Source organism: Roseobacter sp. N2S (assembly GCF_031454055.1).
Classification (GTDB): domain Bacteria; phylum Pseudomonadota; class Alphaproteobacteria; order Rhodobacterales; family Rhodobacteraceae; genus Amylibacter.
Map to the genome: position 1 here is coordinate 1 of NZ_JAVDQB010000010.1, position 26,018 is coordinate 26,018.

Genomic DNA, 26,018 nt, shown 5'->3' on the forward strand with positions numbered 1-26,018 from the left:
GCTACGCGACACAAGGCATGGGGGACTTCGCTGCGTCCCAGCACAAGATGCAGGTTCGAAAGGGCCGCGCCTGACATAAACGCCACATCTTCGGGGGTTTCTGCACAGACTGAGGTGACCCAAAACGGCATCCGGGGTATTTTATCTGCATCGTCGATGAGGCTGTCGCGGGCGGGTGTCATCTCGCGACGTTATCTAGCGACGGCGCTTTTCACCAGAGAATTGCAGTGTAACCGCCCCACTTTGTCGTTCACCAATATGTCCAATAAGGTTGCCTTATCGGACATCAGGTACTATGCTCAACAAACTCGACTTCACTACTGGATTCACCGAACAATGACCTCAGAAGACGAACAGCAGATTTCATCAAACTCAGATGTATCAAGCATCGCTTGGGGAGATGTGAAGGGTCATGAAGAAGGCCAGAGGCTCGCCCTGCCCTCCCATGTTGCGGGGTCAGGCACTCTTGATCGGCTGGTCAGCACCGCCCGTGATTATGCTCAGGCCTCAACGGCGGACAACACCAACAAGGCCTATGCCGCCGACTGGAAGCATTTTAGCCGCTGGTGCCGGATCAAGGACAGGGATCCCCTGCCCCCCTCCCCCTAGATGATTGGACTCTATCTGGCAGATTTGGCTGCGCCCGTTGACACAGCACAAACACTCACAGTCACGACCATTGAACGGCGCATCTCCGGCATTGTCTGGCATTACCAGCAACGCGGCTTCACCCTGGATCGTCAGGACCGGCACATCGCGACAGTTCTGGCGGGTATCAAGCGGAAACATACTCGCCCGCCCGTGCATAAAGAAGCCATCCAGCGCGGCGATATTCTGGCGATGGTCGCCACCCTGCCCTATGATCTGCGGGGGCTGCGGGATCGGGCCATGCTGCTGCCTGGATACGCTGGGGGCCTGCGCCGCTCCGAGATCGTCAGCCTTGATGTCCATTAGGATGACACACCGGAGTCCGGCGGTTGGAGTGAAATTATGGAGGATGGCGCCCTGCTCACGCTCAATGCCAAAACCGGATGGCGCGAAGTTGAAATCGGGCACGGCTCTTCGGATCAAACCTGCCCCGTGCATGCGCTGGAACAATGGCTGCACTTTGCCAAGATCACCTTTGGGCCTGTGTTTGTGCGAATCTCTCGTGACGGGGTCCGTGCCCTTGAAAACTGGTTGAGCGACAGACATGTGGCCAGACTGATCAGGCAGACCGTACGCGATGCCGGCATTCGGGCGGACCTACCGGAAAAAGAACGCCTCGCCATGTTCTCTGGCCATTCTCTCCGCGCAGGTCTGGCCAGCAGTGCAGAGGTCGACGTAGGTTGCGTTTAAAAACAACTGGGCCACACCTCCGCCGAAGTGACCTGCCGCTACCAGCACCGACGGGATCGGTTCCATATGAATTTGACGAAGGCCGCGGGCCCATGAAGACAGCTTAGTTGCCTCCTTACTTCGCCAAGAAAGACGAGGATATCACTCCCTCGGTGCAGAACAAGTATTACGGTAATTCCTATCTCGATATTCTCGAATATGACAACGTGTAGCCCATAGACATGGATTCGAACCGATGGTGAAAATCAAATCGAAAGCGCGCAATTTCCACGTGCGCGCTCAGCAGACCACATATCCGCAATTTTTGTTGTGCTAGCGGACGCATCTATCCAGCGCGTTGAAAGTCTGTATCGGTCGGGAAATTTATTGATAAGAGGATGATCCAGCTTAATGCTGTTTGCTCTCGGGCAAATAAGTTCATCCTGGCGGGCTAGTTTTAAGATATCTGGTTCGTCGTACTTTAAACAGTCATCACCGGCTACAGAGCAGATTGAACAAATGTGTTGCGTTGGATCGAAGCACGTCTACAGCTATTGTGTTTAGCCGTGCTCATTTTTGCTGATCATTTTCGCGAAAAGAGCTGTCTCTGCTGTTTCGCGGCGGTGCTTAGACATCGTGAAATTATGTTTCTTCCCTTCGTTTCATTAGTATGGTGCAAGTATGACCTGCTGCGTGCTACTGTGTCATCGGCTTCATTTATTCACCCAGAACGACCTACGGAGGCTTTCTGGCGATACATTCCTTAAGAACAAAACCTGAGTATTTTCCTACCAAGCTGCTGGGTGTTGCATGATTTAAGTAAACACCGCTTTCTGTTAGGAGGTTTTCAATGCTGCGATGGTAAACGGGAAAGCCAACATAGAAATACACGGTGTATAGGTTCATGGGTGTCTTCGAAATTAATCAACTCTTCAGTTCAGACGTTATCTTGGGAAGGGTGCGAGGCCTGATCTTTTAAGGGCACCAGCTCAACTAATATCTATAACTTCGCGAGACCGCAGGTGAGATTTTTCCAGCCAGTTAAGAATGCTTATTGGGAACGAACAGCAGATAAGCCTTTTCATGAAGACATGTATAGGTACTGTCCACCGCGGTGGACAGGCTCATAGAGCTCTCAACTGATCCTGGTTTAATTTGTTAAGCAGTCGGTGGGGTTTGAAGTTCATAACCTTTGCTTCACTTGTGATCGCTGAGAAATATGCGGCAAAGTTTTTAATCCGATGTCCCATTTGCAATAGAATAAATATCGCAGCCGATGCTTTCCACGCACCTATTTTTTCTATCCTGTTTTGAAAGCTTTCAGAGTTTATGCCCATCATGGGTGCAAGAGTTCTAGCATGTGCTTCAACGTCTTCCCAAGTATTGATAGGCTTTTGGGAGAATGAGCAGGCTTCCTTGCAAACTGATTTTATTAATGGAATGCTCGGCTTTTTCTCACTGGAGTTTCTTTCTCTATCTATACTTTCTTTTTTAGACTTAGATAATTGGCGGGCGTTTTGCCCGTCGTTGGCGGGCAAAACGGCTGTTTCTACTATGTCCACCGCGGTAGACATCTGTGTTACCGTACCTTCAATTTCTGTCCAAAGATCGTGATATTCTGCCAAAGTTAGCTTCCTACGTAGGATTTTTCGCAGCCCGATTGTATATTCATGTTCGCCTCGGGCTTCGTCGAGCCGTGCCAGTTGGGTCAGTATCTTCTTGCGCAGAAACAACCTATCTCGTCGATCCTGCTGGATCTGTTTTGCGATCTCGATAATTTCTTCAGCTCTTTCAAAGAAAGGCGTCAAAGACAAGCCGAAGCTTAGTGATGCGCCCTCGGAGGATTTGAGCCTATATCGCTTGTTGTTAGGGCTGTTGTGCCGCTGGACGAAGCCAAGCTTAACAAAGCGTTCAATGTGCCTGCGCAGGGTGCGTTCATCGATGCCGCCGACACGGCGACAAAGTTCTGTGTTTGAGGCAAAGACGGTATTGCCTTGTCCGGGTTTTAAGACACTTAGCATCGCCTGAAGGGTTTGTAATTGCCCTGCGCGAAGACCATAGTACTGGTGCGCATCCCGCAAAGCACGGAAGATTTCCCAAATATCGCTGGTGGCGACGGTTTGCGATTTTTGAGAGGACGTTTGGGGCGGATAAGCCTGTAGTGCCGCTTTTCTGAAAGTCATAATACTGTGGACGAGGGCGTTTTGGCCACACTTTAAGAATCCCTTTCCACACATTTGGCAGAAAAAGGTCGCAAAAACAGGTCCACCGAGATGGTGACTCTTGACGATTGCTGGTGAGATTGCTACATCTAAGATGCTAATCAGACGATGAGGGCTCTCTAGGGGAAACTTTAGGGGGCTCTTTTCTTTTTGCCTTCGTTGCTCTCCTCTGGTTACGTTGATGTTTACGGGCGGTTTTAGGATCCGCTGCCGTTCTCATTCTGCCAGCGTTCAAAGACCGAACGAAGCACTGTCTCTGCGTTCTCTTCAATCCACTGACCGAATTCCGGGTGTTCTTTTCGTGTGACTTTCAGCGCAACTGTCCGGCTGTCATGACTTAACAGACCAAGTGTTTTACCGTCTGTGCCCTTCAAGAGGCCTTGTCCACCGCCTATGCTGGCCTTTGGGGCTGCGCGCAAGGATTTCTGTGCGGCGGCAAGAACTGCCTTAAACCTCTCGTGGCTGACTAGCGGTTCAGATTGGTCCGATAGAGTTCGTCGTGCAAGGTCGGGCAGGGGGGTTTTGTCAGCCATCCCTGCCAGTTCACCCCATTGTCGACGTCCAATGCCATGGGCGGGTCCAATCAGCTGAATGACCTCATCCGGCATTTGATCGATGATGACACGGTGGTTTGATACACCCTGCCGCGTCAACCCAAGCGCATCCTGAATAACCGCAGGCTTGTAGTTAGCCGCCTGCATTTCGCGGATAAACAGCGCTTTTTCAATAAAGGATGGGTCCAACCTTAGGTTGTTTTCCTGCCCTTGGGCAATCAGTGATGCGTCATCGTCCAGCGTTCTGACAATGGCCTTTATGGTGCCACCAATCTTGCGCACTGCGGCCAGACGTCTGCGGCCATAGACAATGCGATATCGGTCAGGTTGATCGGACGGGCGCACCATAATGGGCACTTGTTGCCCATGTTTGCGGATGCTTTCGGCCAATTCGTCGATGCTGCTGTCTTCTAGAACAAGCCGGTCCCGAAGGCCGTCCATGTCGATTCGGTCCGGTTCGATATCGCGAATAGAATTCGCCGTAATCTCGCGCAGGCTGTCGCGCAGACCGCCGACAGACCCCGGAAGTTTCGCTGGCTTTACAGCCGATAGGGCAGGGGACTCTGACGGTTTGGTGTCTTTTGGCGGTTGATTGAAAATATTGCGTCCCATCAGCGCCGCCCCCAAGCCAGTTGGACGGTCTGTTCCAATTCATCTGCTACAGCGTTCATGCTGTTTAACGCGCGATCCAGCGTCTTGCGGATCAATTGACTGGGGTCAACTTCGTAAAGGGTTTGTTGGGTCATACCCGCATCGGAAATTGCGGTGGATTTCAGCATCGGCTCGGTCATCACTTGGTTCACCAGAATCGAGCGAAGATACCCCGCCATTTGGGTTTGTGGCCCGTCCGAGGGCTCGTAGCGCGTTATCAGAAACTTTACAAAATCCCAGCTGACCCGCCGCCCAATGGCCTCCTCCACCGCTTTCACCGTTTCTGACGCAAGTTTCAAAAACTGGCTCATAGAGGCAATGTCGAGCATTCCCGGCACCACGGTCACCAATAGCCCCGTCGAGGCCGCCAAAGCGGTAAGCGTGATGAACCCCAGTTGCGGCGGGCAGTCGATCAGGACGATATCGTAGTCGGCTTCGACCTCCTCCAAGGCCAAGGCAAGACGTTCGGCAAAGATCGGTTGAACCCTGCTTGCCAAAGCGTTTGCGGTCTCTGTTTCGTACTCGGAAAGCATAAGTCCCGCGGGAACCATATCGAGTTTGTTGAAGTAGGTTTTTTTTATGACGCTTGATAGGGGGCGTTGATCTTCGTATCGCAGGGCGTCGTAAATTGTGCCTCCATCAGCAAATTCCAGTTCCGGTCGGAACCCAAAAAACGTTGTCAGACTGGCTTGGGGGTCCAAATCCAACACCAGTACGCGGTAGCCTCGCAGCGCATAGCGTTGGGCAAGGTGGATGGTTGCTGTGGTTTTGGAAGATCCCCCCTTGAAATTCACCACTGAAATAACCTGAAGCCGGTCGCCGTCCCGCCTGCCGGGCTTATAGCTTTCGGCATTTTTTCCGGTGCGGCTTAGAATATCGCGCATCAAGTCAACATCTTCAGAGCTGTAGAAACGATGGCCCCGCTTGTCGGTGTGAACTTCGGGGAAACTGCCGTCTTTGTGACGGTTGCGCAGATTTGAAGTGCTGACACGCAGGATTTCAGCAACCTCGGTTGAGCTGAACTTGCGAAGATGCTTGCGCTCCTCTGGTTCAAACGCAATGCGCATCTGACGATCCAAAGATTCCGCCAAACTGTCGGCAAACCGCCCGATATCATCGGAACCTATACCGCGTTCAATATCTAGGCTATGGTCATCCATATTCTGCCGCCTCTCTTGGCCCTTAGGGCTCTTGTTTGTTCTGACGACAGATTACCCCTCTGACGCCATTTATCGTCAGAATGACAAATGCCATGAAAGCGCGCATTCGACAAGAAATTTTTACATGTTGGAGTAAAGTTATCCACAGGCTAAGTGTGCATAACTGTAGGGACACTGTTTAAATTGTTGAAATATATAGAAAAAAATAAAATTCCGGTCGAGGCAAGCGCATATATGATGTAGCCTAGGTTGGTTCACAGCCGACATATGGGGGTGTTTTCTCGAATCGAAGGACGTCACAGTCTATTGGTTGAGAGTTTTTTTCGGCAAGGGGGGGGGGACGCTTGTGAAAGGCGGTTCCACCCACCGGCATCGCAATACCCCCATCCAGTTTAGCGCGACCGCCAGGGCAAAGCCCAGCCGTTCGGATTTTCAGGTGCTCCGCAGTTCAGCGCGACACAGACCATTGCCAGAACCACCATATCGCCGATTGCGGAGAGTACCGGCAAAATCACCATATCAAAACTGGATAATTCTCCTTTTAAGATCTCGCGTTTGATTTCAAACCCGACAAGAAAGAAGAAGATCGCCATCAAGATCAGGCCCGCGCTTGCTTTGAGTTTTAAAAAGCCCTGAATGTGCGAAATCGTCTTTTCCATAAGCACTCCGTTGATGCGGTGTTTTCCCGCGATATGGATTGAAACAGATATACTATCAAATATATGAGCTTTGATTTTGCATAGGATGATCCTATGAACACCCAACACTACGTAAGCTTGAATATTTTGTAGCGATTGCCGAAACAGGACAGGTCAGTCTTGCTGGTGCAAAGCTAAATGTAAGCCAACCCAGTGTTTCAGCCCGACTGGTAGAGGTAGTGCATGATCTGGGCACGACCTTGTTTCTGCGTGGCCGCACAGGCGCAAAAATCACGCCTGTTGGTCAAGAGATTGTGTGGCATTCGCGCCGGATTTTACAAGAGCTTTAGGACCTGCACGAAGCAGCGCGAGGGCAGGGCATCGGCTGTTTCAGGTTAGTCAGCAAGTGGGGGTGGACGGGTTTCGGATGAATATGAAGACACCAGTCTTGATGCAATCCGACTTAAGGCTGCAATCGGGGCTGGTATTGCGATCCTGCCAAGTACCTATGCCGGGACCGAGGCCAGCCGCGGGTTAGATGTCAGGCGGTTTGATCTGGATGATCCCGCAGTTTTCCGCAGTGTCGCGCTTATCCAGCCCCAACGGCCGCAGCCACGCGCGGGCAGCGAGGTTCAGGCTGATGTTCTTTGAAGCGAAGTCCGTCAGATTTTTGGTCAGGAACAGGGCTGACCTTCAAAATCACAATAGGTCGAATTTTGAAAAGATGGATGCAAGGTATCCATCCTTGGGAGGAGATGGAGCATCGGCAATGATGTCTCGTCGTCCAGATGGAACGAAACTGCGACGGAACCATAGTGAACCTGTGTCCGGCTAAGGCAAAGGTTTTTATTGGGTGCTTAATTTTTTGACACCCTTGTAGAAAACAGCCCAGTTTTGTGAATGCTATTAGTCAATTTCTAAAAATGAGTTGACTTTGAAACTAATCTATCAATGCTGAAACCCATGATGTTTACCAAAGATTCAGAAACCCAAGCGGCCAACTTTTCCCCGAACAAAGGGCGATCGCAGCAATCAAAAGCTGTAGTTTTCAGAACACCACCGCTCATCTGATAGAAATTTGAAGGAGTCAAAACATGACCACGCATCAAAAGGTTTGGGATGAAATTGACACGAATTCCGAGCGTGTCACCGCGTTAACGCAGGAAATGGTGCGGATTGCTTCCGTAAATCCAAAGTTCGAAGAACAACAAGGAATTAACAATGAAACCCTAGTTGCAGACCTTGTGAAGGATCGCTTGAAAACCAGCGGGTATGAAACCGAAAGCTGGGAGGTTTTTCCAAAACGGCCCAACGTCATCGGAACTTTGCCTGGCAATGAGGACAAGAGCCTCATTCTATGCGGTCATATCGACACTGTTCCCGTTGGCAATCGGGCGAACTGGACGGTTGACCCCTTTGGTGCAGAGATTGCCAACGGGCGATTGTACGGGCGCGGAAGCGTAGACATGAAAGCCGGGCTTGCGGCATGTATTGCGGCGGTGGAAGCAATTATGGCTGCTGGCATCGAACTTGACGGCAGGCTTTCCGTTCATGCAGTTGTGGATGAAGAGGCGGGCGGTTTTGGCGCTATGGATGCCGTTGCCAAAGGGCATCTTGCCAAGAGTGCGATCATAGCCGAACCGACGTGGGATAAAGTGGTTCCGGCTGAAGGTGGGCTTGAATGGGTGCGTGTGACGCTCAAGGGGCGCTCTGGCCACGCGGGAATGCGCTATAACGACATTTTTCCGCAGCCGGATGTGCCCGGGCGCCTGACACCAGCAATTAATGCCATCGAGATTGCAACGCGTTTTCTTTGTGCTTTGAAAGAGTTTGAGGCTTCGCGGTGCCGCACCAACTACCATCCTTTGTGCCCGCCGGGTCTCTCAACGATCAATCCTGGTGTTATTCACGGCGGAGTGGGAATTGGCGAAGATGGTCTGCCGTTGATCCGCACAAACCCGGCCATGACGCCGGACAGAGTGACCCTAGATCTGGATCTCAAGTTCTTGCCCAACGAGTCATCAGCCAAGGTAAGGGCGGATTTTGAAGCCTTTGTGAAAGCATTCTCGGAACTGGATCCGTGGACTCGTGACAACCCGCCAGAAGTCCTGTGGGAACTTGGCGGGTTGCATTTCCCGCCTATGGACACACCCGTTGATCATCCGTTGGTACAATCCCTTGTAAGCCATCACACCGCGCTTGGAGAGGCGCCGGAAATACGCGGATTTGACGCCGTTACCGACGCTGCACATTACGCGGGCGCGGGTGTTGATGCCTGCATTTACGGCCCGTCGGGTGACGGGTTTCATGGTGATAACGAATACGTTGATCTCGCCTCACTTCATAGAACGACCAAAGTAATTGCTGCAGCAATTCTCGACATTTGCGGCACGCGTTAAAACCAAGAAAACACAAAAAACACAACAAGGAGACTGACAATGCTTACCCGTAGAAACCTTATAGCCAGTAGTGCAATTGCGCTAACGCTAAGCCTACCTGCATTCGCCCAAGATAAAACTGTAAAGATTGGTGTTCTGGCCCCGGTATCGGGCCCTGCCGCTGCGGACGGTCAAGAAATGGTCAATGGGGCACAGCTCGCTGTTGACGAGTTGAACGCGGCGGGCGGCATTGCCGGATACTCTTTTGAAATTGTCGTGGGCGACGCGGCGGATCAATCCGCCGCTGCCGTAGCCACAGCCGCCGAGCGGCTTTTGGGTGATCGCGAAATGGGCGCAATTGTTACCGGATATGCGTCCGGGTCCAATTTTGAAATAGAAATGATGTCAGAGATGGAGATGATTTACCTTGTCTCCGCGAATTCGTCGCAAACACGCGACATAATTTCAGAAGACCCTGACGCGTTTCCAACTGTCTGGTCTTTTACACCGTCCTTTGATGCCTACAATACAGGCGTTCTTCCTGTGATTGAAGGTCTGAGCGAGAGTGGCGCGCTTCCCGTAGACAGCAAGACCATTGCAATCGTCTCATCGGATAATCCTTATTCCAAAACAATCGCTGACGGCCTTGTCGAAAGCTTTGGAAGTGCAGGCTGGGAAATAACAGTCAATGACTTGGTCCCCTTTGGCGAAGTTGGGGACTGGCGTGGCTTCTTGGCCAAAGTGCGGCAAAACCCGCCTGCGGTGGTCATCAACACCGACTATCTTTCAGGAAACGCCGCAGCCTTTATGTCTCAGTTTATGGAGCAACCAACCAACAGTCTGGTCTTCATTCAGTATGCGCCGTCTGTGCCTGAATTCCTTGAGCTGACCAAAGATAAAAGCACTGGCGTACTTTACAATCTCCTTGGCGGCGTGCTTCCAGGCAGTGCTTCAGAACGGGCTGCATCCGTTACGTCGGCCTATGTTGCGGCTTACGGAAACGAGCCGGGGACTTATGGTCCGATGCTTTACGAAGAAGTCATGCTTTATGCAGACGCCCTTAAATCCGTAGGCGATCCTGAAAAGCGTATTGAGATTGGTAACTATATCGGTTCGGCAAGCAAGCAGACTTCGGCTGGCCTGCTTGAATTCGACCCGAAAACGCACCTTGCGGTGCAGGGCGACAACAACATTCCGCTTCAGTTCTATCAGATCCAAGATGGAGCGCGTGTTCTGTTTGCACCTGAATCCTACTCTAACGGTGAATTCATGACGCCACCGTGGATGGAGTAAGTGACTGTGCCAGACCCTATCCTAGATATTTCTAATGTCACAAAGACTTTTGGTGGCTTAGCGGCTGTTAATGACGTTAGTTTTCAAGTGGCCCGAGGTGAAATCTTCGGAGTGGCAGGGCCCAACGGGTCTGGCAAATCGACACTGTTTAATTGTATTACTGGTATCCCCTTTGGGCCGTCTAAAGGGGATATCAAATTTGAGGGCCGTCGAATTGACGGCATGCGCCCGCATCAGATTTTTCGGCATGGGCTGGCCCGAACATTCCAGAAAGATGCCGAATTTCCGGACTTGTCTGCAAGGGAAACGGTCTCTCTTGGGGCTCATTACGGTGCGAACCTTCGTGGCAACGAGATGACGGTGGCCTGCGAGAATGCCTTAGATCTTGTAGAGTTTGCTCCCTCCCGTCGTGATGCAGAGACAGCTGGTTTATCAGTCTATGGTAAAAAGCAGCTTATGATTGCTTCTGCACTTGTGTCCTCCCCGAGTATTCTCATGCTTGACGAGCCCGCTTCAGGGCTAACACGCCCGGAAATCTCTGAACTGGATAAGCTGCTTTTCAAGGTAAACGCGACGGGCGTTACGATTCTTATTATTGAGCACGTTCTCGGCTTGTTGCTTTCGGTAAGCCAACGTCTGCTTGTATTAAACCAAGGTGCTATTCTGACAGAGGGCGACCCACAAACCGTGATCCGTGACGAGCGTGTTGTGGAAGCCTATCTAGGGGGAGCAACGGTATGACCCGGCTCTTGGACGTAAGTGGCTTAAAGGTCGGGTACGGTGCCATGCCAGTTCTTCACGGCATCGACATCCATCTAGACGCAGGTGAACCAATCGGTCTGTTCGGCCCCAATGGCCACGGGAAAACAACCTTGTTGCGTGCGGTATCGGGACTATTGCGGCCGACCGAAGGCCGGATCATGTTTGACGGGAAGGATATTACCGGGGCAAAGCCGTCGGCTATCGTTGCTGCTGGCGTTGTCCATGCCCAACAGGGCAATACAATGTTCGGAGATATGGGCGTCGAAGAGACCCTTGAACTTTCTGCTTTCAACCCGCGTGCCCGTGAGGGTTGGAAGGATCGATTGATAGAAGTTCATACCTTATTCCCGCGCCTTGCCGAACGGCGGCGTCAGCAAGCCAAGACGCTTTCGGGTGGAGAGCGGCAGATGCTGTCAATTGGCTGCGCCATGATGTGCAATCCTCGATTGCTTATATTGGACGAGCCTACTTTGGGTCTTTCTCCCCGTCTTAAAGGTGAACTTCGAGATGCCATCGCATCCATCGCTGAAAAGGGAATTCCGCTTATCGTTGTGGAACAGGACGTTGAATTTCTTCTCTCGCTGTCCAGTCGGCTTTACCTCATCGAGCAGGGCGAAGTGACCAATGAAATAGATAAGGCCAATGCGCCCGATCATCAGGAGATCATGGATATGTATTTTGGCGAAGGTGCGCATTGATGGATGGTGTTTTGATACCGACCCTAGTTTCGGGGTTACTGCTTGGCTCGCTTTATGCGCTCATGGCCGCTGGTCTTTCGCTCATCTGGTCCACTCTTGGCGTTTTCAACTTTGCCCATGGGGCACTTATGACACTTGGTGCCTATGTCGCTTGGACGGTGACCGAACCTTTGGGCTTGGGGTTTGCGGTTGGGATCGTTGCGGGGATCGGTGCTGCTGTGATTGCGGGGGTCCTGATTGAATGGCTGCTTGTGCGGCCGTTTTACGAAAACCGGAATATGATGCTGATTACTGTGATGACCACTCTTGCGGCCTCGACTGTTATTGAGCGCGGTATCTCCATGATCTGGGGACCGCGACTGAAACAGCTTCCCCGCGTAATGGAAGGGCAGGTCAGTATCTTCGGAGCACCAGTTTCAGCCCATGAAGCATTCATTATCATCCTAGCGCCGCTCGTCCTCCTCGCGCTCTGGTGGTACACTAGCCGGACGAGAACCGGTCGTTCCCTACGTGCGGTTGGTCAGAACCAAGACAGTGCCGCACTTATCGGGATTGACGTTCCACGCACCTTTTCAATTGCATTCGCGCTTTCTGCCGGACTGGCTGGTTTGATAGGGATTTTACTGGGGTCCATTCGATTTGTGACGCCCGGTCTTGGGGCAGACCCACTTACGAATGCGATGATTGTTGTAATCTTTGGCGGTCTGGGCAGCCTCGGCGCTACGGCGGGCGCGGCCTATGTGATCGGATTTTGCGAGGCACTTCTCGTGCTATGGCTCGGTCTTTACTGGACGCCGTCAGTGCTTTTTGTGGCGCTTATCTTTATTCTTATCTTCCGGCCTAACGGCTTATTTGGGAAATCGGCATGACTAAAAAACAACGTCTTTGCGGGCTTGCCGCGCTTGTTATTTTGGCTCTCGCTCCTCTCGTCGTCACGGACAGCTACACGCGACATGTCTTCATCATCGCCTTCATTTACGCCACCATTGCAGCAAATTGGGACCTGAGCCTCGGATTTGGGGGGCTCTTTAACTTTGGTCACCTCGCATTCTTCGGGATCGGCGTATACACAGCGGCCATGCTTACCAGCCATTTGGACATGTCCCCGTGGCTGGCAATCTTCGCAGGCGGGATTACAGCAGCGGTTTCAGCATTATTGATCTCTCTACCTGTTGCGCGACTTAAAGGAATTTATGTTGTGCTTGTCACCTTCGCCTTCGGGCAACTGTGTATGCAAATTGTTCTCAGTCAGGGTGATTTAACGGGGGGGGCCGAAGGTCTGGTTCGGCTGCCCTATCTGAAACTGGGGAGCTACAGCTTCATCCGTGACTACAAGCTGGGGTACTACTACGTAAGTTTGGCCATGCTGACTGTATCCGTCATCGTATTATTGTTTGCGGCAAAATCGTCGTTCGGGCGCTCTTTGCGCGCCGTCCGTGATAATCCGGAATATGCAATGTCCCGCGGCATTTCAGTTGCACGACAACGGGTGCTCGTCCTTGTGGCTTCTGCTGTCTTTACGGGGGTTGCAGGCGGCTTTTATGCCATCTACCTGCGGGTTGCTTCACCAGAAGTCTTTGGCTTTTCGCTTGGAACGCTGATCCTGTCGATGGTGTTAATCGGTGGTGCAGGCTCGATTCTTGGACCTGTCTTCGCCGCTCTCGCACTGACCTTTGCCACAGAGGCTATGGCGGGCATGCGCGGTTTCGAAGAAGCCCGCTTTATCATCGTCGCTCTGGCTATGATTTTTGTCCTGCGTTTAGCCCCGGGAGGCGCCATTTCTATTTTCTCACGCCTTTCCAAACGGCAAAATAACACCTGAAGGAGTAGTCCAATGAAAACTCACCTAATTGAAACATCACATGGGTCTATTAAGGTAACTGATACTGAAGCAGATGGTCCAATTGTGCTTATGATTCATGGTAACTCCTCCTGTCGGCAGGTGTTCCGCAACCAACTGGATGGCGCAATCGGCCAAGAGTTTCGCGTCATAGCTTTTGATCTTCCAGGTCATGGCGAAAGCACGGATGCGGTAGATCCCGAAAAAACCTACTGGATGCCTGGTTATGCAGACACGGCTATCGAGCTCATGGAAAAACTCGGAATTGACAGATATGCAGTGCTTGGCTGGTCCCTTGGCGGGCATATTGGAATAGAGATGTTGTCAAGAACGGACAAGATTTCGGGCTTGATGATTACGGGATCACCGCCATTTGAAAAAACACAAGAATCTGTTGAAGCCGGCTTCCGGCCCAGCGAACATATGCATCTTGCTGGCCAGAACAGTTTCACGCAACAGGATGTATTGGACTATGCACATTCGACCTGTGGAGCGAATGCCCCATTCGAGCCCTTCCTGGTTGATTGCGTTAAACGAACCGACGGACGCGCGCGCGAGTTGATGTTCGGGCGGATCACCGACGCGCAAACAGCGGACCAACAGGATATAGCTGTTCACAGCCCCGTTCCGCTTGCAATTGTGAATGGAGAAGATGACGTCTTTGTGCGGAACGATTTTATTGCCGCATTGCCTTACAAAAAACTTTGGGAAAACACGGTTTACCGCCTAGACGGGATTGGGCATGCTCCTTTCTGGGAAGCTCCTGATCTATTCGATCCGTTCTTACGCCGCTTTTTAACTTCGCTTTGATCCGTGTCGCCACACTAACGACACGGATCAAAAGCAGGTCGGGTTTTGTCAGAGTGCTTTTCAAGACAAGACCAAGAAACGCACCCCTTTCGGGCCATTGTTTCAGCGGTGTATTCGGCCCAAAGGCTGATTGCGTCTGGCTAAGATGCAGGGTGGGCGACGCTGGCGCGAGAGATGAACTCAATGTCAACCACTTCGGAGGGACCGTTGGTGCTTGAAGCCGAAATCATATCAAGCAGCAATTGGGCGGCGCGTTTGCCGATCCTGTTCCGAGGTTGCCGGATTGTTGTAAGGGCTGGGGTTATGTGTTGGCCCACCTCAATATTATCAAAACCAACGACAGAAACATCGTCGGGCACTTTCGCCCCCAAATGCTGCACTTCACCAATAAACCCGACTGCCATTTCATCCGATGCGCAGAACAGCGCGGTTGGTTTGTTCGTCATGGCCATCCAGCGACGGGCAGCGGCAGCGCCCGCATCCATGCTGAAATCACCTTCAAAAATCCAGTCGGGCTGCACGCGTAGTGAATGCTTTGTCAGGCTTTCTACAAAGGCTTCCTGACGGGCAATATTAAGTACATTTCCGACGGGGCCAGCGATATAGCCGATTGTGCGATGGCCGAATGCGACCAGATGATCGACCGCCATTACAGCTCCTGCGCGGTTGTCGGCAGTGATCGAGGGCAGCGAGCCAGGCATCCATTCACAGGCCATAATAACCGGAAGGCGTCTTGGCCGTTCCAGCACAGCTTGTGACAGGGTTCCGTCAAATAGGATCAATCCGTCTGCCATTCCCGAAGCAAGGTAATGGGCCAATCTTTCGTCGGGGTCTGTGCCGCTTTGGGTGTCGGCGATCAAAAGACCAAAGCCGACTTCGGTAAGCACCGAAGACAGGCCAGCCAGAATTTGTGAAAAGAACGGGTTGGCCAAGTTCGGAACCAGTGCAATGACACTGCCTGTTCGCTGCCGCCGCAGATTCGAAGCAGTGGTATTTATCCGGTATCCTGTGTCAGCAACGGCCTGTAAAACCGATGTTTGCGTTGCTTTTGATACCACCGAAGGCTTTGACAGGGTTCTGCTGACGGTTGCGATAGAAACCCCCGCCGCCCGCGCAACATCTTGGATCGTCGCAATTTTTTTGTCCATACAACGCCCTCTTTTCCGGGGTCATTATAGTTCGGCTGATATTCTTTGTAAACGATTGCAAAAAATTCTTGTAAACGTTTACAAAGAATGCCAGCTTAGCGGAAATCGATACTTTCGATTGTGCCTCGCAAGAGGTGAGGAGGGGAGACAGTATGAAGACCATCAAGGGGCCAGCCCTGTTTTTGGCACAATTTGCCGGTGATACAGCGCCGTTTGACAGTTGGCAGGGGATTTGCAAATGGGCGGCGGATTGCGGCTATCTTGGTGTGCAGGTGCCCAGCTGGGATGCGCGACTGATTGATCTTGAAGCTGCCGCGACAAGCAAGGATTACTGCGACGAATGGATCGGGCAGGCGGCAGAGTCGGGCATCACGGTAACCGAACTTTCCTGTCACATGCAGGGGCAACTGGTTGCGGTGCATCCTGCCTATGATCTGGCGTTTGACGGTTTTGCCCAACCTTCGGTGCGGGGCAATCCAAAAGAACGGCAGGCTTGGGCCGTCAAGCAGGTCGAAAAGACCATTCTGGCTTCGCGCAATTTGGGCTTGTCGAATGTAGGTACATTTTCCGGCTCTTTGGCCTGGCCCTATATCTACCCTTGGCCACAGCGCCCTGCGGGTTTGGTGGAAATGGCATTCGATGAATTGGCCAAACGCTGGCGTCCCCTGTTGGATATGGCAGAGTCACAGGGCGTTAACCTGTGTTATGAAATTCACCCCGGCGAAGACCTGCATGACGGCGTGACATTCGAAATGTTCCTTGATCGCGTAAACCAGCACCCACGCGCCAAGATGCTTTACGATCCCAGCCACTACGTTTTGCAATGCCTTGATTACATTGATAATCTGGATATTTACGCCGACCGGATCGGGATGTTTCATGCCAAAGATGCTGAATTCAACCCGACAGGGCGGCAAGGCGTTTATGGTGGCTATCAGCCTTGGGCGGACCGCGCGGGGCGTTTCCGTAGTCTCGGTGACGGGCAGGTAGACTTTGGTGCGATCTTTTCCAAACTCGCCGTTATGGGGTTTGATGGCTGGGCGGTGGTTGAATGGGAATGTGCGATAAAACATCCCGAAGACGGCGCGCGGGAAGGCGCGCAATTCATCAAAGACCAGATCATTCGCGTCACACCACATGCGTTTGACGATTTCGCTGCAGGTGGTGCGGATGCTGTTGCCAACCGCAAGATGCTCGGGCTGGTGTCATGAGCCGGTTCGCGGGCCGTGAAGGGCCAATTCGCTTGGGCATGGTTGGCGGCGGGCAGGGGGCCATGATCGGGGCGGTTCACCGGACGGCTGCACGATTGGATGGCGGCTATGAACTGGTTGCGGGCGCTTTGTCATCAACACCGCAAAAAGCGCAGGCTTCGGGGCAGGAAATAGGGCTTCAGTCAGACCGCATTTATGACGATTTTACCCAAATGGCAGAGCGTGAGTCACAGCGGAGCGATGGCATTGAAGCTGTGGCAATCGTCACGCCGAACCATCTGCATCTGCCCGCAGCGCAGGCGTTTCTGAAACGCGGTATCCATGTGATTTGCGACAAACCTTTGACGGGCACGATGGCGGATGCCACAGAAATGCAAGCGGCGGTCAAGGAATCTGACGCGCTGTTTATCCTAACCCATACCTATGCGGGGTATCCGTTGGTGCGCGAAGCCGCAGAACGGGTTGCGCGGGGCGATTTGGGTGACATTCGACTGGTTCAAGTGGAATATGCGCAGGATTGGTTGTCGCAAAAACCCGATCCCGACAACAAACAGGCGTCATGGCGCACTGACCCTGCGCGCAGCGGCATTGGCGGTGCCATCAGCGATATCGGCACACATGCCTGGCATCTGCTGTGCCATATCACCGGATTGCAGCCCGAAGCGCTGGCTGCGGATCTTCAAAGTTTTGTGCCGGACCGGCAATTGGATGACAACGCCCATGTGATGCTGCGGTTTGCTGGCGGCGCGCGCGGCACGTTATGGTGCAGTCAGGTGGCGGCAGGTCAGGAAAACAATCTGCGGATACGCATCTTTGGGACCAAAGCGGGATTGGAATGGGCGCAGGAAAACCCCAACCGCTTGATCCTGAGCCCCCTTGGCGAACCTGCCAGATTGATCACCACCGCATCCCCCGCGACAGGGGAAAATGCACGGCGGCTGACCCGCGTGCCGCCCGGCCATCCCGAGGGGTATTTTGAAGCCTTTGCCAATCTGTATTGTGAAGCGGAAATCGCAATACGGGCCCATCGCACAGGGGCCGCGCTGCCGGAAGGCGTACAGTTTCCAACGCTTGCCGATGGCATGAGCGGAATGCGATTTGTTCAGGCCTGTGTTCAGTCCTCCAATGCCAATTCGGCTTGGGTGACGCTATGACGCTTGTGTTGCAAGCCGGCAGTATTATCAAGCGTTTCGGGACTATCGAAGTGTTGCACGGGGTCGATTTTGATCTGACCGCAGGACAGATTCACGCATTGATCGGGGAAAACGGGGCCGGCAAATCCACAATGATGAAAATCCTCGGTGGGTATCTGTCTCCGAGCGAAGGTCAACTGATGCTGGACGGTGTTCCGGTTCAGTTCAAAAGCCAGAAAGAGGCCGAAGCGGCAGGGATTTTGATGATCCATCAAGAGTTCAACCTTGCCCTGCAATTGACGGTCGAAGAAAATATTTTTCTGGGCCGCGAAAAGCGCAGTGGCCTGTTTCTGAAACACAGCGCAATGCGCGACGAAGCCCGTGATTTGCTGGCGCGACTGGACTGTCATGTTGATCCGCGCACCCGTGTGGGGGATCTTTCGGTTTCGGATCGCCAGATGGTGGAAATTGCCCGCGCACTTGGCCGCAATGCCCGCGTGTTGATCATGGACGAGCCGACCGCCGTGTTGACCAACCGCGAAACCGACATGCTTTTGGACCAGATCGAGCAGTTGCGAGATGCGGGAACCGCGGTGCTTTACACCTCGCACAAGCTGGATGAAATCCGGCGGATTGCGGATTTGGTGACGGTTTTACGGGATGGCGGCCATATTGTTACCCGCTCAGCCGAAGGTTTCAGCGAAAATGACATGGCTGTTGCGATGGTGGGGCGAGAGTTGAGCGATCTGTTCCCAGCCAAGGCCAAACCACAAGAAGAAGTGGTGCTTGAGGTCGAGAATTTCACGGTGCCCGGGCGGATGGAAAATGCGTCGTTCCGGTTACATCGCGGCGAAGTGCTGGGATTTGCGGGCCTTGTCGGCGCTGGCCGGACCGAGTTGATGGAAGGCATCGTCGGTCTGCGCCCAGCGACGGGCAGCGTCAAGGTCATGGGAAACCCGCTACAACAGGGATCGGTTCTGGCCGCATGTAAGGCAGGGCTGGTCTATCTGACCGAGGACCGGAAAGACAAAGGGTTGTTGCTGGGCAAGAACCTGACGGAAAACCTGACCCTGCTGGCGCTGGACAGATTTGGCAGTCTGCGCATCGACAAACAGGCCGAAGATCGCGCCCTGACCCAAGCCATTGATGATTTCGATATTCGGGTCAAAGACCGCGAAATGAATGCGGGCAGCCTGTCTGGGGGAAACCAGCAAAAGCTGCTTTTGGCAAAAGTTATGCTCGCCGAACCTGAAATCGTGATCATCGACGAACCGACACGCGGCATCGACATCGGCACCAAACAGCAGATTTACGAATTCATTTCGGCTTTGGCCGCACAGGGGAAAAGCGTGATTGTTATTTCTTCTGAACTGCCGGAAATCATCGGGCTGTCGGGGCGGGTCATTGTCATGGGACGCGGCCACATCGCTGGCGAACTTAGCGGTGCGGACATCACCGAAGACAGGATACTTCGCCTTGCCATGGGCGTGGGCGAAGACACAAAGGAAACAGCATGAGCAAATTAGCCAAGTCATCGCCGCGTAAATTTAACCTGCATGTTCTGGGCCCGCTTCTTGCGTTGGTGGCACTGATCCTTCTGGGGGCATCGCTGAATTCGAACTTTCTGGGGTATGGCAACGTGACCAATGTTCTGGCCCGTTCGGCCTTTATCGGCATCATTGCTGTGGGCATGACCTTTGTCATTACGGCGGGGGGGATTGATCTGTCCGTTGGGTCCATGGCGGCTTTTGTTGCGGGTGTAATGATCCTTGCGATGAATGCGCTAATTCCGATCCTTGGGGTCGGGGTGCCTTTGATTGTCGCTGGTATGGGTGTGGCCTTGCTGGCCGGTTTTTTGGCTGGCTTCATGAATGGGTTCCTCATTGCCAAGATCCGAATAGAGGCGTTCATCGTTACGCTTGGGTCCATGGGCATCTATCGCAGCTTGATTACATGGCTGTCAGACGGCGGCACACTGTCGCTTAATTTCGAAGCCCGCAGTTTTTATCGCCCGGTTTATTATGACGGAATCTGGGGTGTCAGCTGGCCGATCATCGTATTTGCGATTGTCGCCATACTGGGAGAACTGGCAATGCGTCACACCCCTTTCGGGCGCCATTGTGCGGCCCTTGGGGCTAACGAACAGGTTGCGAAATATTCAGCGATCAAAGTGGATCGCTTGCGCATGGGCACCTATGTGCTGTTGGGGGTTCTGGTGGGACTTGCGACCATCATGTATGTGCCCCGCCTTGGCTCTGCGTCCGGATCAACGGGCGTCTTGTGGGAGCTGGAAGCAATCGCGGCCGTCATTATCGGCGGCACGGTTCTGAAAGGGGGCTTTGGTCGGGTCTGGGGCACGGTCATTGGCGTGCTGATCCTAAGCCTTATCGACAACATTCTTAATCTCGCCTCGATTGTCTCGCCGTATCTGAACGGCGCGATTCAAGGCGTCATCGTTATTCTTGCTGTGGTTTTGCAGCGGGAAGGCAAGTCCGCCAAATGAGGCGGTAATCAAGGGAGGAACTACTCATGAAACGCAGAAGTATTATCAAAGGCGCCGCATTGGGCTTGGCAATGATTGCAAGTCCGGTCGTTGCACAGGACGCAAACTATACGATCGGTGTTGCAATACCTGCCGCAACCCACGGCTTTATGGGCGGGCTGAACTATCACGCCCGCGCCAGCATCGAACGGTTGGAAGCAACATATCCGCAACTGGATTTTGTACTGGCGACATCAGGTGATGCGGGCAAAATGGTCAACGATATCGAAGATATGGTTGCAACGCGCAATATCGACGCTTTGGTTGTGCTGCCCTTTGAATCCGAGCCGCTGACATCGCCTGTTCAGGCCGTTAAGGAACAGGGCATTTGGGTTACGGTTGTGGATCGGGGGCTTGCGGTGCCGGGCATCGAGGATCTTTATGTGGCTGGCGACAACACCGGATTTGGCAGAACGGCAGGGGAATATTTTGCCAAAACGCTGAAGGATGGTGACAATATCGTGGTGCTTCGGGGCATCCCGACCACACTTGATAACGAACGTGTGGATGCGTTTTCAGCCGCAATTGAAGGGTCTGGTATTAACGTACTTGATATGCAGCACGGGAACTGGAACCGTGATGACGCATTCGACGTGATGCAGGATTTCCTGTCCAAATTTGATGACATTGACGCGGTTTGGGCCGCAGATGACGATATGGCCGTTGGTGTTCTTGAGGCAATTTCCCAAGCGGGCCGCTCTGAAGAAATGTGGGTTGTTGGTGGTGCCGGAATGAAAGAAATCATCAAACGTATTATGGACGGTGATCCGCAACTTCCCGTCAACGTGACCTATCCCCCTGCGCAGATTGCCACGGCAATCGAAATGACAGCGCTTGGCCTTGTCTCGGCCACCCCCGTTTCCGGCCGTTTCATCATTGGCAGTCAGGTGATTACACCCGAAAACGCTGAGAAGTTCTACTTCCCAGACAGCCCGTTCTAAATGCCTATCAGCACCCTGCCTGATGCACCCTTAGTTTGGTGCATCAGGCAGTCTGCAACTACATCCTGACTGGAACAACGCGATCAAAGTGTCGTACCGGCTGACATGACAACGAGAGAATCTCTGCGGTAGGCTCAGAGGTTTTTGGCCGCGCATAACCAAATAAACGTGCGCTTCCGTCCTCGCCGCTATCACCTGAACGCAATTTCATACCGCAACGCCCGATCCGATGCTTTCAGCCTCTGGGCAGATTGCGCTGCGAAAATGGTGGCATGATCTTGCCTTTGCCAAGCTTCATAAGCTAACGCCTACACTTGGCAATAACAGCGCACGCATCGGTTCTGGCGCGAGAAAAGTTGCCAGAAATCCACCTTCAGAGCAGCAAGTCATTCACCCCAAAAGTTGTCAAATCTCCCATGTCGATCCTGATATCCGCCTTCAGATCGGTGTTGAAATTAACCTCTAGGAATGATTTGTCCGTGTCAAATCGCACCTGGCCTGCGGCAGTGAAATCGACGTCCCGCCCGATAAACGTCAGGTCTTGTTTACCATTCTCACTGCGGTCCCCATCAATGCCTGACAGATTGACAACGTCGCCTTGGCCGCGATTGAAATCTTGGATTGTGTCGCGTTCTTTGGGGCCGGGCAAACTGTCTTTAAAATTAAACTGGAATTCATCCGCGCCGCGACCGCCAATCAAAAGATCGGCGCCTTTTCCGCCCAACAGCAGATCGTCACCGTTGCCGCCAATCAGCTTGTCGTTGCCGTTACCACCGATCAGCACGTCGTTGCCGCCCCCGCCGTTCAACACATCGTTTTTAGCACCGCCGTAAAGCTGGTCATTGCCGTTGCGCCCGACCAGTTTGTCATTGCCGTTAAGCCCGTAGATACCTTCAGGATCACCAGTGCCGCGCAACACGTCGTCTTTCTTTGTCCCCCGGATATCATTGTCCAGAATGGTTGCTTCGCCGGTGTTGCTGCCTGTTGGCACGATCAAGGTCGCTGGCAGGCTGCCTTTTTTGAGCATCAACGAAAAGGTTTCGTCGTTTTCTGTTCTGAAATCGGAAATGAGATCAACGCTTACATAAGCGATGGTCTGACCAGCATCAAAGGTGATTGCTCCTTTGGTTTCGACATAATCCTTACCCGCCTTGGCAGTTCCGTTCTGGGTTACAAAACGGAATGTTTCTGTCTCGGTAAATGCTTCGGATAGCTTGATTTCGAAAACCGCTTTTGACGTGCCAAAATCCTGTTCTTCGGCAATTGCGTCCGACACGAAAACCGTCCGATCCAGATTGACGCCGTCATCATCAGAAATGAATGCAGTTTCGCGCAGCCAGCGTGCATCGTTCGACAGACTTGCTCCTGTCGCCTTGGATACTTCGAACACGACAGCCTCGTCGCTCTCTATGGTCGAGTCGCTTATCGCAGCCACGCTTACTGATTTGGATGTTTCCCCAGGCGCAAAGGTGATCGTGCCCGACGCGGCGGTGAAATCAACACCGTTCTCGGCTGTTCCTGCCAGTGCGCGGTAATCGACAGTGACCACCGACGTTGACGCCTTGGACAAGGTGACAATCAGCGTGGGCCGACCGCCAAAACCCGACCCGATACTTTCCTGTGCTCCCAGCGCTTCGATCGAGATCGTCGGTTCGCGCCCTCCGGCATCGTCATCCAGAATATGCGCGACACCGACCGCGCCAACTCCGTCGTCCCCAAGGCTGGCCGTTGGCTTGACCGCAAGAAAGAATGCTTCGCTAAGTTCTACGGCGCGATCTCCATCAATTTTGACCCTGACATAAGCTGTGGTCTGGCCGGGATCAAATGTGATGGTGCCCGATTTGGCGGTGTAATCCGCGCCCGCAATGGCACTGCCATCCTTGGTTGTGAACTGGAATTTCTGAACGGTATCAGATGGGCGCGACAACTTGATTTCGAACAGTGCGTCCGTGGTTCCTCCGCGTCCTTCGACGACGACGGGGGACGACACAGAAAGGGCGCGGTCAAGACCAAGCCCATCATCATCCAGAATAAATGCGGTTTCGCGCAGAACCTTGGCATCACCGTTAAAAGCTGCGCCCTTTGCGTCAAAGGCTTCAAGGACAAGCGCCTCGTCTGCTTCGTTTAAGCTGTCACTTGTGACCCGGATGCTGACGGTTTTCGATGTTTCGCCAGGTGCGAAAATCAGCGTTCCAGAGGTCCCGGGGAAATCAATCGACGACACAGCATCCTGCGCGATTGTCCGGTAATCCACTGAAACGGTATCTACCGCCGCTTTGGACAGTGTAAAGGTGTAGTGCACAGTCCCGCCAAAACCCGACCCGATGCTTTCAGTGGCGCTGATGGCTTCCAGCGTCAGTGTTGGTTCAGGTCCGCCTGCATCGTCGTCGATCAAAGTTGCCGTGCCAACCAGCCCTCCGGATTTGTCCCCGAGCGCACTCGTCGCACTGAGAACCAGATCGAAGGTTTCGCTAAATTCGACCGCTTTGTCGCCTTTCAGGTTTACACGAACAACCGCTTCGGTTTGCCCGGGTGCAAAGCTGATCTTGCCGGATTTGGCTGTGTAATCCGTTCCTGCAATCGCGCTGCCGTTGCGGGTCGTGAATGAAAACTCTAACGCTGTATCAGACGGTTGAGACAGCTTTATCACAAACTCCGCCTGTTTTCCGTCACTGTCACCCTCAACGATAATCGGTGAGGAAACGGACATGGCACGGTCAACGCCGGTGCCGTCATCATCTAGTATAAATGCGGTTTCACGCAGAACCTTGGCATCGCCTGCAAATACGGCCCCAGCCACATCCGTCAGTTCCAGCGTGAAGGATTCATCTGTTTCCGGGTCACTATCGCTGTTGACCCGAACATCGACGAATTTCGAGGTTTCGCCCGGCGCAAAGGTAACTGTTCCAATGGCTTCGGGATAATCAATGCTTGCCAATGCGGTTTGCGCCAAGGTCCGGTAATTCACCGTGACCGTATCGACCGAGGGTTCGGATAAGATCAGCTCGAAGCTCAGCGTGCCGCCAAATCCTGACCCGATGCTCTCAATCGTGTCGACCGAGCTAAGTGACAGTGTCGGAAGTTTCGAGCCTGCATCATCATCCAGAATTGTTGCGGTTCCAACGATGCCTTCGGCTTTTTCGCCAAGTTGTGAGTTTGCATCGACAACAAGATGAAAAAACTCAGATGGTTCCAAAAGCGCATCACCTATTACATCAACGACAACAGCCGTTTTGGTCTGGCCCGGTGCGAAAGTGATCTTGCCGGATTCGGCTGTGTAATCCTGGCCGCTAACGGCGCTGCCGTTACGCGTCGAATAGTTGAATTCGAGTTCTGTATCGGAAGGTTGTGAAATCTTGATTTCGAAAACCACCTGTTTAGTGGCTGCGTCGCCTTCTACAATTTTGGCAGAAGACACCGACATTGCACGGTCGTTTCCAGTCCCGTCATCATCCAGAATGAATGTGGTTTCGCGCAGTACCTTTGCATCCCCTTCAAAGCTGGCTCCAGCCGGGTCGTAAAGTTCGATGGAAAAGGCCTCGTCGGTTTCTTCAACATTGTCGCTGTTGACGCGAATGCTGATCGTCTTTGACGTTTCACCCGGGGCAAAGGTCACGACGTCCCGAAGCCAAGGGTAATCAATCTGGGAAACGCCACTTTCGGCAACGCTGCGATAGTGTACGGTCACCACGTCAACCGCGGGCTCTGACAATGTCAGCGTATACCGGACAACGCCACCGAAACCTGAGCCAATACTTTCAACGGCATTGACGCTGTCAATTGATAGAGTTGGCGAGCTGCCTCCCGCGTCATCATCCAGAATGGTGGCCGTGCCGACCAAGCCACCCGATTTGTCCGCAATTGCGCTGTTCGCACCCACGGCCAGATGAAAAAACTCTGACGGTTCAACCGCTTTGTCTGCGGGAATATTGATGGTTACAATCTTGCTGGTCTGGCCCGGCGTGAATGTAAGGCTGCCCGTTTTGGCGGTGTAATCCGCGCCTGCTGTGGCGGTGCCGTCCAGCGTTTGATAATCCAGCGTGATATTGGATGTGCCCGGCTGTGAAAGCTTCACCTCGAACAGAGCTTTGCGCGTGCCACCATCGCCTTCAACGACGACAGGCGAGGACACGAAAACGGAACGGTTTAGCCCGACCCCATCGTCATCGAGCACAAATGCTGTTTCGCGCAGAACCTTGGCATCGCCCTGAAATGTTGCATCCACAGGATCAAAAAGTTCGAGCACAAAGGCTTCGTCCGTTTCATCAATATTATCGCTGTTTACACGGATGGTGATGGTTTTTACATCTTCGCCTGGCGCAAAAACCAGTAGTCCGCTGGTGGCTGGAAAATCGATGCTTTCGTCGGCTGTCGCCTGTAATGTGCGATAATTGACTGAAACGGTGTCGATGGGGATTTCTGATAAAGATACGGTATAGGTAATTAAGCCGCCAAACCCTGATCCAATGCTTTCGTCTGCGTTGACAGAATTAATGGTAATTGTTGTCATAATACTTCTCCATTAATGGGCAATTTATAAAGTAGAAAACAGTTGATTCTTTAATTCCCGCTAGAATAACGCTAAAGGGGATTTAGCACAAAAGATTCGGTATGCGGCGTTCAACTCGTCCTTATTTGCAAAGGGTTCGTCCTGATTGTAGTGTCGCAAACTTTGGGATTTTTGTTGCGTCAGATTTCAATCTGGGCCAATTGGCGCGCT

19 protein-coding genes and 3 pseudogenes are annotated in these 26,018 nt (G+C 52.8%); 15 read left to right on the top strand and 7 right to left on the bottom strand.

The genetic code is table 11. From position 1 onward, the window contains the following. Positions 1 to 182, bottom strand: a 182-nt coding sequence (locus tag GGE09_RS18590; RefSeq protein ID WP_309747686.1) for a DUF1403 family protein, incomplete at its 3' end; no start/stop codon positions are given. A gap of 154 nt (positions 183 to 336) precedes the next feature. Between GGE09_RS18590 and GGE09_RS18595 the strand changes: the two are divergent. Then, positions 337 to 1,434, top strand: a pseudogene (locus GGE09_RS18595) (tyrosine-type recombinase/integrase). A gap of 1,007 nt (positions 1,435 to 2,441) precedes the next feature. Here the strand turns inward: GGE09_RS18595 and repC are convergent. From repC to GGE09_RS18615, 4 genes are all read right to left on the bottom strand, one after another. After that, positions 2,442 to 3,554, bottom strand: a complete 1,113-nt coding sequence (repC, locus tag GGE09_RS18600; RefSeq protein WP_309747687.1) for a plasmid replication protein RepC — start codon at positions 3,552 to 3,554, stop codon at positions 2,442 to 2,444. A 182-nt stretch (positions 3,555 to 3,736) separates the two neighbouring features. Further along, positions 3,737 to 4,720 carry a plasmid partitioning protein RepB gene (repB, locus tag GGE09_RS18605; RefSeq protein ID WP_405048569.1) on the bottom strand — a complete coding sequence of 328 codons (984 nt, stop codon included), beginning with the start codon at positions 4,718 to 4,720 and terminating at the stop codon, positions 3,737 to 3,739. Next, positions 4,705 to 5,904 (bottom strand): plasmid partitioning protein RepA, encoded by a 1,200-nt coding sequence (gene repA / locus GGE09_RS18610; RefSeq protein ID WP_309747689.1) that lies wholly within the window; start codon positions 5,902 to 5,904, stop codon positions 4,705 to 4,707. The genes repB and repA overlap by 16 nt, the downstream gene beginning before the upstream one ends. A 392-nt stretch (positions 5,905 to 6,296) precedes the next feature. Further along, positions 6,297 to 6,563, bottom strand: a complete 267-nt coding sequence (locus GGE09_RS18615; protein ID WP_309747690.1) for a Na+/H+ antiporter NhaA — start codon at positions 6,561 to 6,563, stop codon at positions 6,297 to 6,299. 119 nt (positions 6,564 to 6,682) lie between these two features. Between GGE09_RS18615 and GGE09_RS23455 the strand changes: the two are divergent. The 8 genes and pseudogenes from GGE09_RS23455 to GGE09_RS18650 form a co-directional block, all read left to right on the top strand. Then, a pseudogene (locus tag GGE09_RS23455) lies at positions 6,683 to 6,892 on the top strand (LysR family transcriptional regulator); the annotation flags it as partial. A 744-nt stretch (positions 6,893 to 7,636) separates the two neighbouring features. Then, a complete protein-coding gene (locus tag GGE09_RS18620) occupies positions 7,637 to 8,941 on the top strand; it encodes an ArgE/DapE family deacylase (RefSeq protein WP_309747691.1) in 1,305 nt (434 codons plus the stop codon). 39 nt (positions 8,942 to 8,980) lie between these two features. Then, entirely contained in the window at positions 8,981 to 10,213 is a 1,233-nt protein-coding gene (locus tag GGE09_RS18625) for an ABC transporter substrate-binding protein (RefSeq protein WP_309747692.1), read from the top strand. A gap of 6 nt (positions 10,214 to 10,219) precedes the next feature. Beyond that, the gene (locus tag GGE09_RS18630; RefSeq protein WP_309747693.1) at positions 10,220 to 10,954 is read left to right on the top strand and encodes an ATP-binding cassette domain-containing protein; all 735 of its coding nucleotides are present in this window, start codon (positions 10,220 to 10,222) and stop codon (positions 10,952 to 10,954) included. Then, positions 10,951 to 11,673 carry an ATP-binding cassette domain-containing protein gene (locus GGE09_RS18635; RefSeq protein ID WP_309747695.1) on the top strand — a complete coding sequence of 241 codons (723 nt, stop codon included), beginning with the start codon at positions 10,951 to 10,953 and terminating at the stop codon, positions 11,671 to 11,673. The genes GGE09_RS18630 and GGE09_RS18635 overlap by 4 nt, the downstream gene beginning before the upstream one ends. Continuing rightward, a complete protein-coding gene (locus GGE09_RS18640) occupies positions 11,673 to 12,542 on the top strand; it encodes a branched-chain amino acid ABC transporter permease (protein ID WP_309747696.1) in 870 nt (289 codons plus the stop codon). Before GGE09_RS18635 ends, GGE09_RS18640 begins: the two co-directional genes overlap by 1 nt. Continuing rightward, complete coding sequence (locus tag GGE09_RS18645; protein ID WP_309747697.1) at positions 12,539 to 13,495, top strand: branched-chain amino acid ABC transporter permease; 957 nt, start codon at positions 12,539 to 12,541, stop codon at positions 13,493 to 13,495. Before GGE09_RS18640 ends, GGE09_RS18645 begins: the two co-directional genes overlap by 4 nt. Before the next feature lie 12 nt (positions 13,496 to 13,507). Beyond that, complete coding sequence (locus GGE09_RS18650) at positions 13,508 to 14,323, top strand: alpha/beta hydrolase (protein WP_309747698.1); 816 nt, start codon at positions 13,508 to 13,510, stop codon at positions 14,321 to 14,323. A gap of 140 nt (positions 14,324 to 14,463) precedes the next feature. Here the strand turns inward: GGE09_RS18650 and GGE09_RS18655 are convergent, their stop codons facing one another. After that, positions 14,464 to 15,471 (bottom strand): LacI family DNA-binding transcriptional regulator, encoded by a 1,008-nt coding sequence (locus GGE09_RS18655; RefSeq protein ID WP_309747699.1) that lies wholly within the window; start codon positions 15,469 to 15,471, stop codon positions 14,464 to 14,466. 152 nt (positions 15,472 to 15,623) lie between these two features. On the opposite strand from GGE09_RS18655, the gene GGE09_RS18660 reads away from it, so the two are divergent. The 6 genes and pseudogenes from GGE09_RS18660 to GGE09_RS18685 all read left to right on the top strand — a co-directional run. Beyond that, a complete protein-coding gene (locus tag GGE09_RS18660; RefSeq protein WP_309747701.1) occupies positions 15,624 to 16,682 on the top strand; it encodes a sugar phosphate isomerase/epimerase family protein in 1,059 nt (352 codons plus the stop codon). After that, on the top strand, positions 16,679 to 17,836 hold the full coding sequence (locus tag GGE09_RS18665) for a Gfo/Idh/MocA family oxidoreductase (RefSeq protein WP_309747702.1): 1,158 nt from the start codon (positions 16,679 to 16,681) through the stop codon (positions 17,834 to 17,836). Before GGE09_RS18660 ends, GGE09_RS18665 begins: the two co-directional genes overlap by 4 nt. Further along, positions 17,833 to 19,332 carry a sugar ABC transporter ATP-binding protein gene (locus GGE09_RS18670; RefSeq protein ID WP_309747703.1) on the top strand — a complete coding sequence of 500 codons (1,500 nt, stop codon included), beginning with the start codon at positions 17,833 to 17,835 and terminating at the stop codon, positions 19,330 to 19,332. Before GGE09_RS18665 ends, GGE09_RS18670 begins: the two co-directional genes overlap by 4 nt. After that, complete coding sequence (locus tag GGE09_RS18675) at positions 19,329 to 20,318, top strand: ABC transporter permease (RefSeq protein WP_309747704.1); 990 nt, start codon at positions 19,329 to 19,331, stop codon at positions 20,316 to 20,318. Before GGE09_RS18670 ends, GGE09_RS18675 begins: the two co-directional genes overlap by 4 nt. 26 nt (positions 20,319 to 20,344) lie before the next feature. Continuing rightward, positions 20,345 to 21,298: an ABC transporter substrate-binding protein gene (locus tag GGE09_RS18680; RefSeq protein ID WP_309747705.1), complete on the top strand. Its 954-nt coding sequence runs from the start codon at positions 20,345 to 20,347 to the stop codon at positions 21,296 to 21,298. Between the two features lie 132 nt (positions 21,299 to 21,430). Beyond that, positions 21,431 to 21,574: pseudogene (locus GGE09_RS18685) on the top strand (IS6 family transposase); the annotation flags it as partial. 97 nt (positions 21,575 to 21,671) lie between these two features. Here GGE09_RS18685 and GGE09_RS18690 read toward each other — a convergent pair. Further along, on the bottom strand, positions 21,672 to 25,808 hold the full coding sequence (locus tag GGE09_RS18690) for a Calx-beta domain-containing protein (protein WP_309747706.1): 4,137 nt from the start codon (positions 25,806 to 25,808) through the stop codon (positions 21,672 to 21,674). Between the last annotated feature and the right edge of the window lie 210 nt (positions 25,809 to 26,018).

What these genes read in the sequence shown, in the direction of transcription:
- repA (WP_309747689.1), bottom strand. Translation starts at nt 5,904, where the DNA reads ATGGATGACCATAGCCTAGATATTGAACGCGGTATAGGTTCCGATGAT.
- GGE09_RS18665 (WP_309747702.1), top strand. Translation starts at nt 16,679, where the DNA reads ATGAGCCGGTTCGCGGGCCGTGAAGGGCCAATTCGCTTGGGCATGGTT.
- GGE09_RS18655 (WP_309747699.1), bottom strand. Translation starts at nt 15,471, where the DNA reads ATGGACAAAAAAATTGCGACGATCCAAGATGTTGCGCGGGCGGCGGGG.
- GGE09_RS18620 (WP_309747691.1), top strand. Translation starts at nt 7,637, where the DNA reads ATGACCACGCATCAAAAGGTTTGGGATGAAATTGACACGAATTCCGAG.
- GGE09_RS18615 (WP_309747690.1), bottom strand. Translation starts at nt 6,563, where the DNA reads ATGGAAAAGACGATTTCGCACATTCAGGGCTTTTTAAAACTCAAAGCA.
- GGE09_RS18690 (WP_309747706.1), bottom strand. Translation starts at nt 25,808, where the DNA reads ATGACAACAATTACCATTAATTCTGTCAACGCAGACGAAAGCATTGGA.
- GGE09_RS18670 (WP_309747703.1), top strand. Translation starts at nt 17,833, where the DNA reads ATGACGCTTGTGTTGCAAGCCGGCAGTATTATCAAGCGTTTCGGGACT.
- GGE09_RS18680 (WP_309747705.1), top strand. Translation starts at nt 20,345, where the DNA reads ATGAAACGCAGAAGTATTATCAAAGGCGCCGCATTGGGCTTGGCAATG.
- GGE09_RS18650 (WP_309747698.1), top strand. Translation starts at nt 13,508, where the DNA reads ATGAAAACTCACCTAATTGAAACATCACATGGGTCTATTAAGGTAACT.
- repC (WP_309747687.1), bottom strand. Translation starts at nt 3,554, where the DNA reads ATGTGTGGAAAGGGATTCTTAAAGTGTGGCCAAAACGCCCTCGTCCAC.
- GGE09_RS18625 (WP_309747692.1), top strand. Translation starts at nt 8,981, where the DNA reads ATGCTTACCCGTAGAAACCTTATAGCCAGTAGTGCAATTGCGCTAACG.
- GGE09_RS18645 (WP_309747697.1), top strand. Translation starts at nt 12,539, where the DNA reads ATGACTAAAAAACAACGTCTTTGCGGGCTTGCCGCGCTTGTTATTTTG.
- GGE09_RS18660 (WP_309747701.1), top strand. Translation starts at nt 15,624, where the DNA reads ATGAAGACCATCAAGGGGCCAGCCCTGTTTTTGGCACAATTTGCCGGT.
- GGE09_RS18635 (WP_309747695.1), top strand. Translation starts at nt 10,951, where the DNA reads ATGACCCGGCTCTTGGACGTAAGTGGCTTAAAGGTCGGGTACGGTGCC.
- GGE09_RS18675 (WP_309747704.1), top strand. Translation starts at nt 19,329, where the DNA reads ATGAGCAAATTAGCCAAGTCATCGCCGCGTAAATTTAACCTGCATGTT.
- GGE09_RS18640 (WP_309747696.1), top strand. Translation starts at nt 11,673, where the DNA reads ATGGATGGTGTTTTGATACCGACCCTAGTTTCGGGGTTACTGCTTGGC.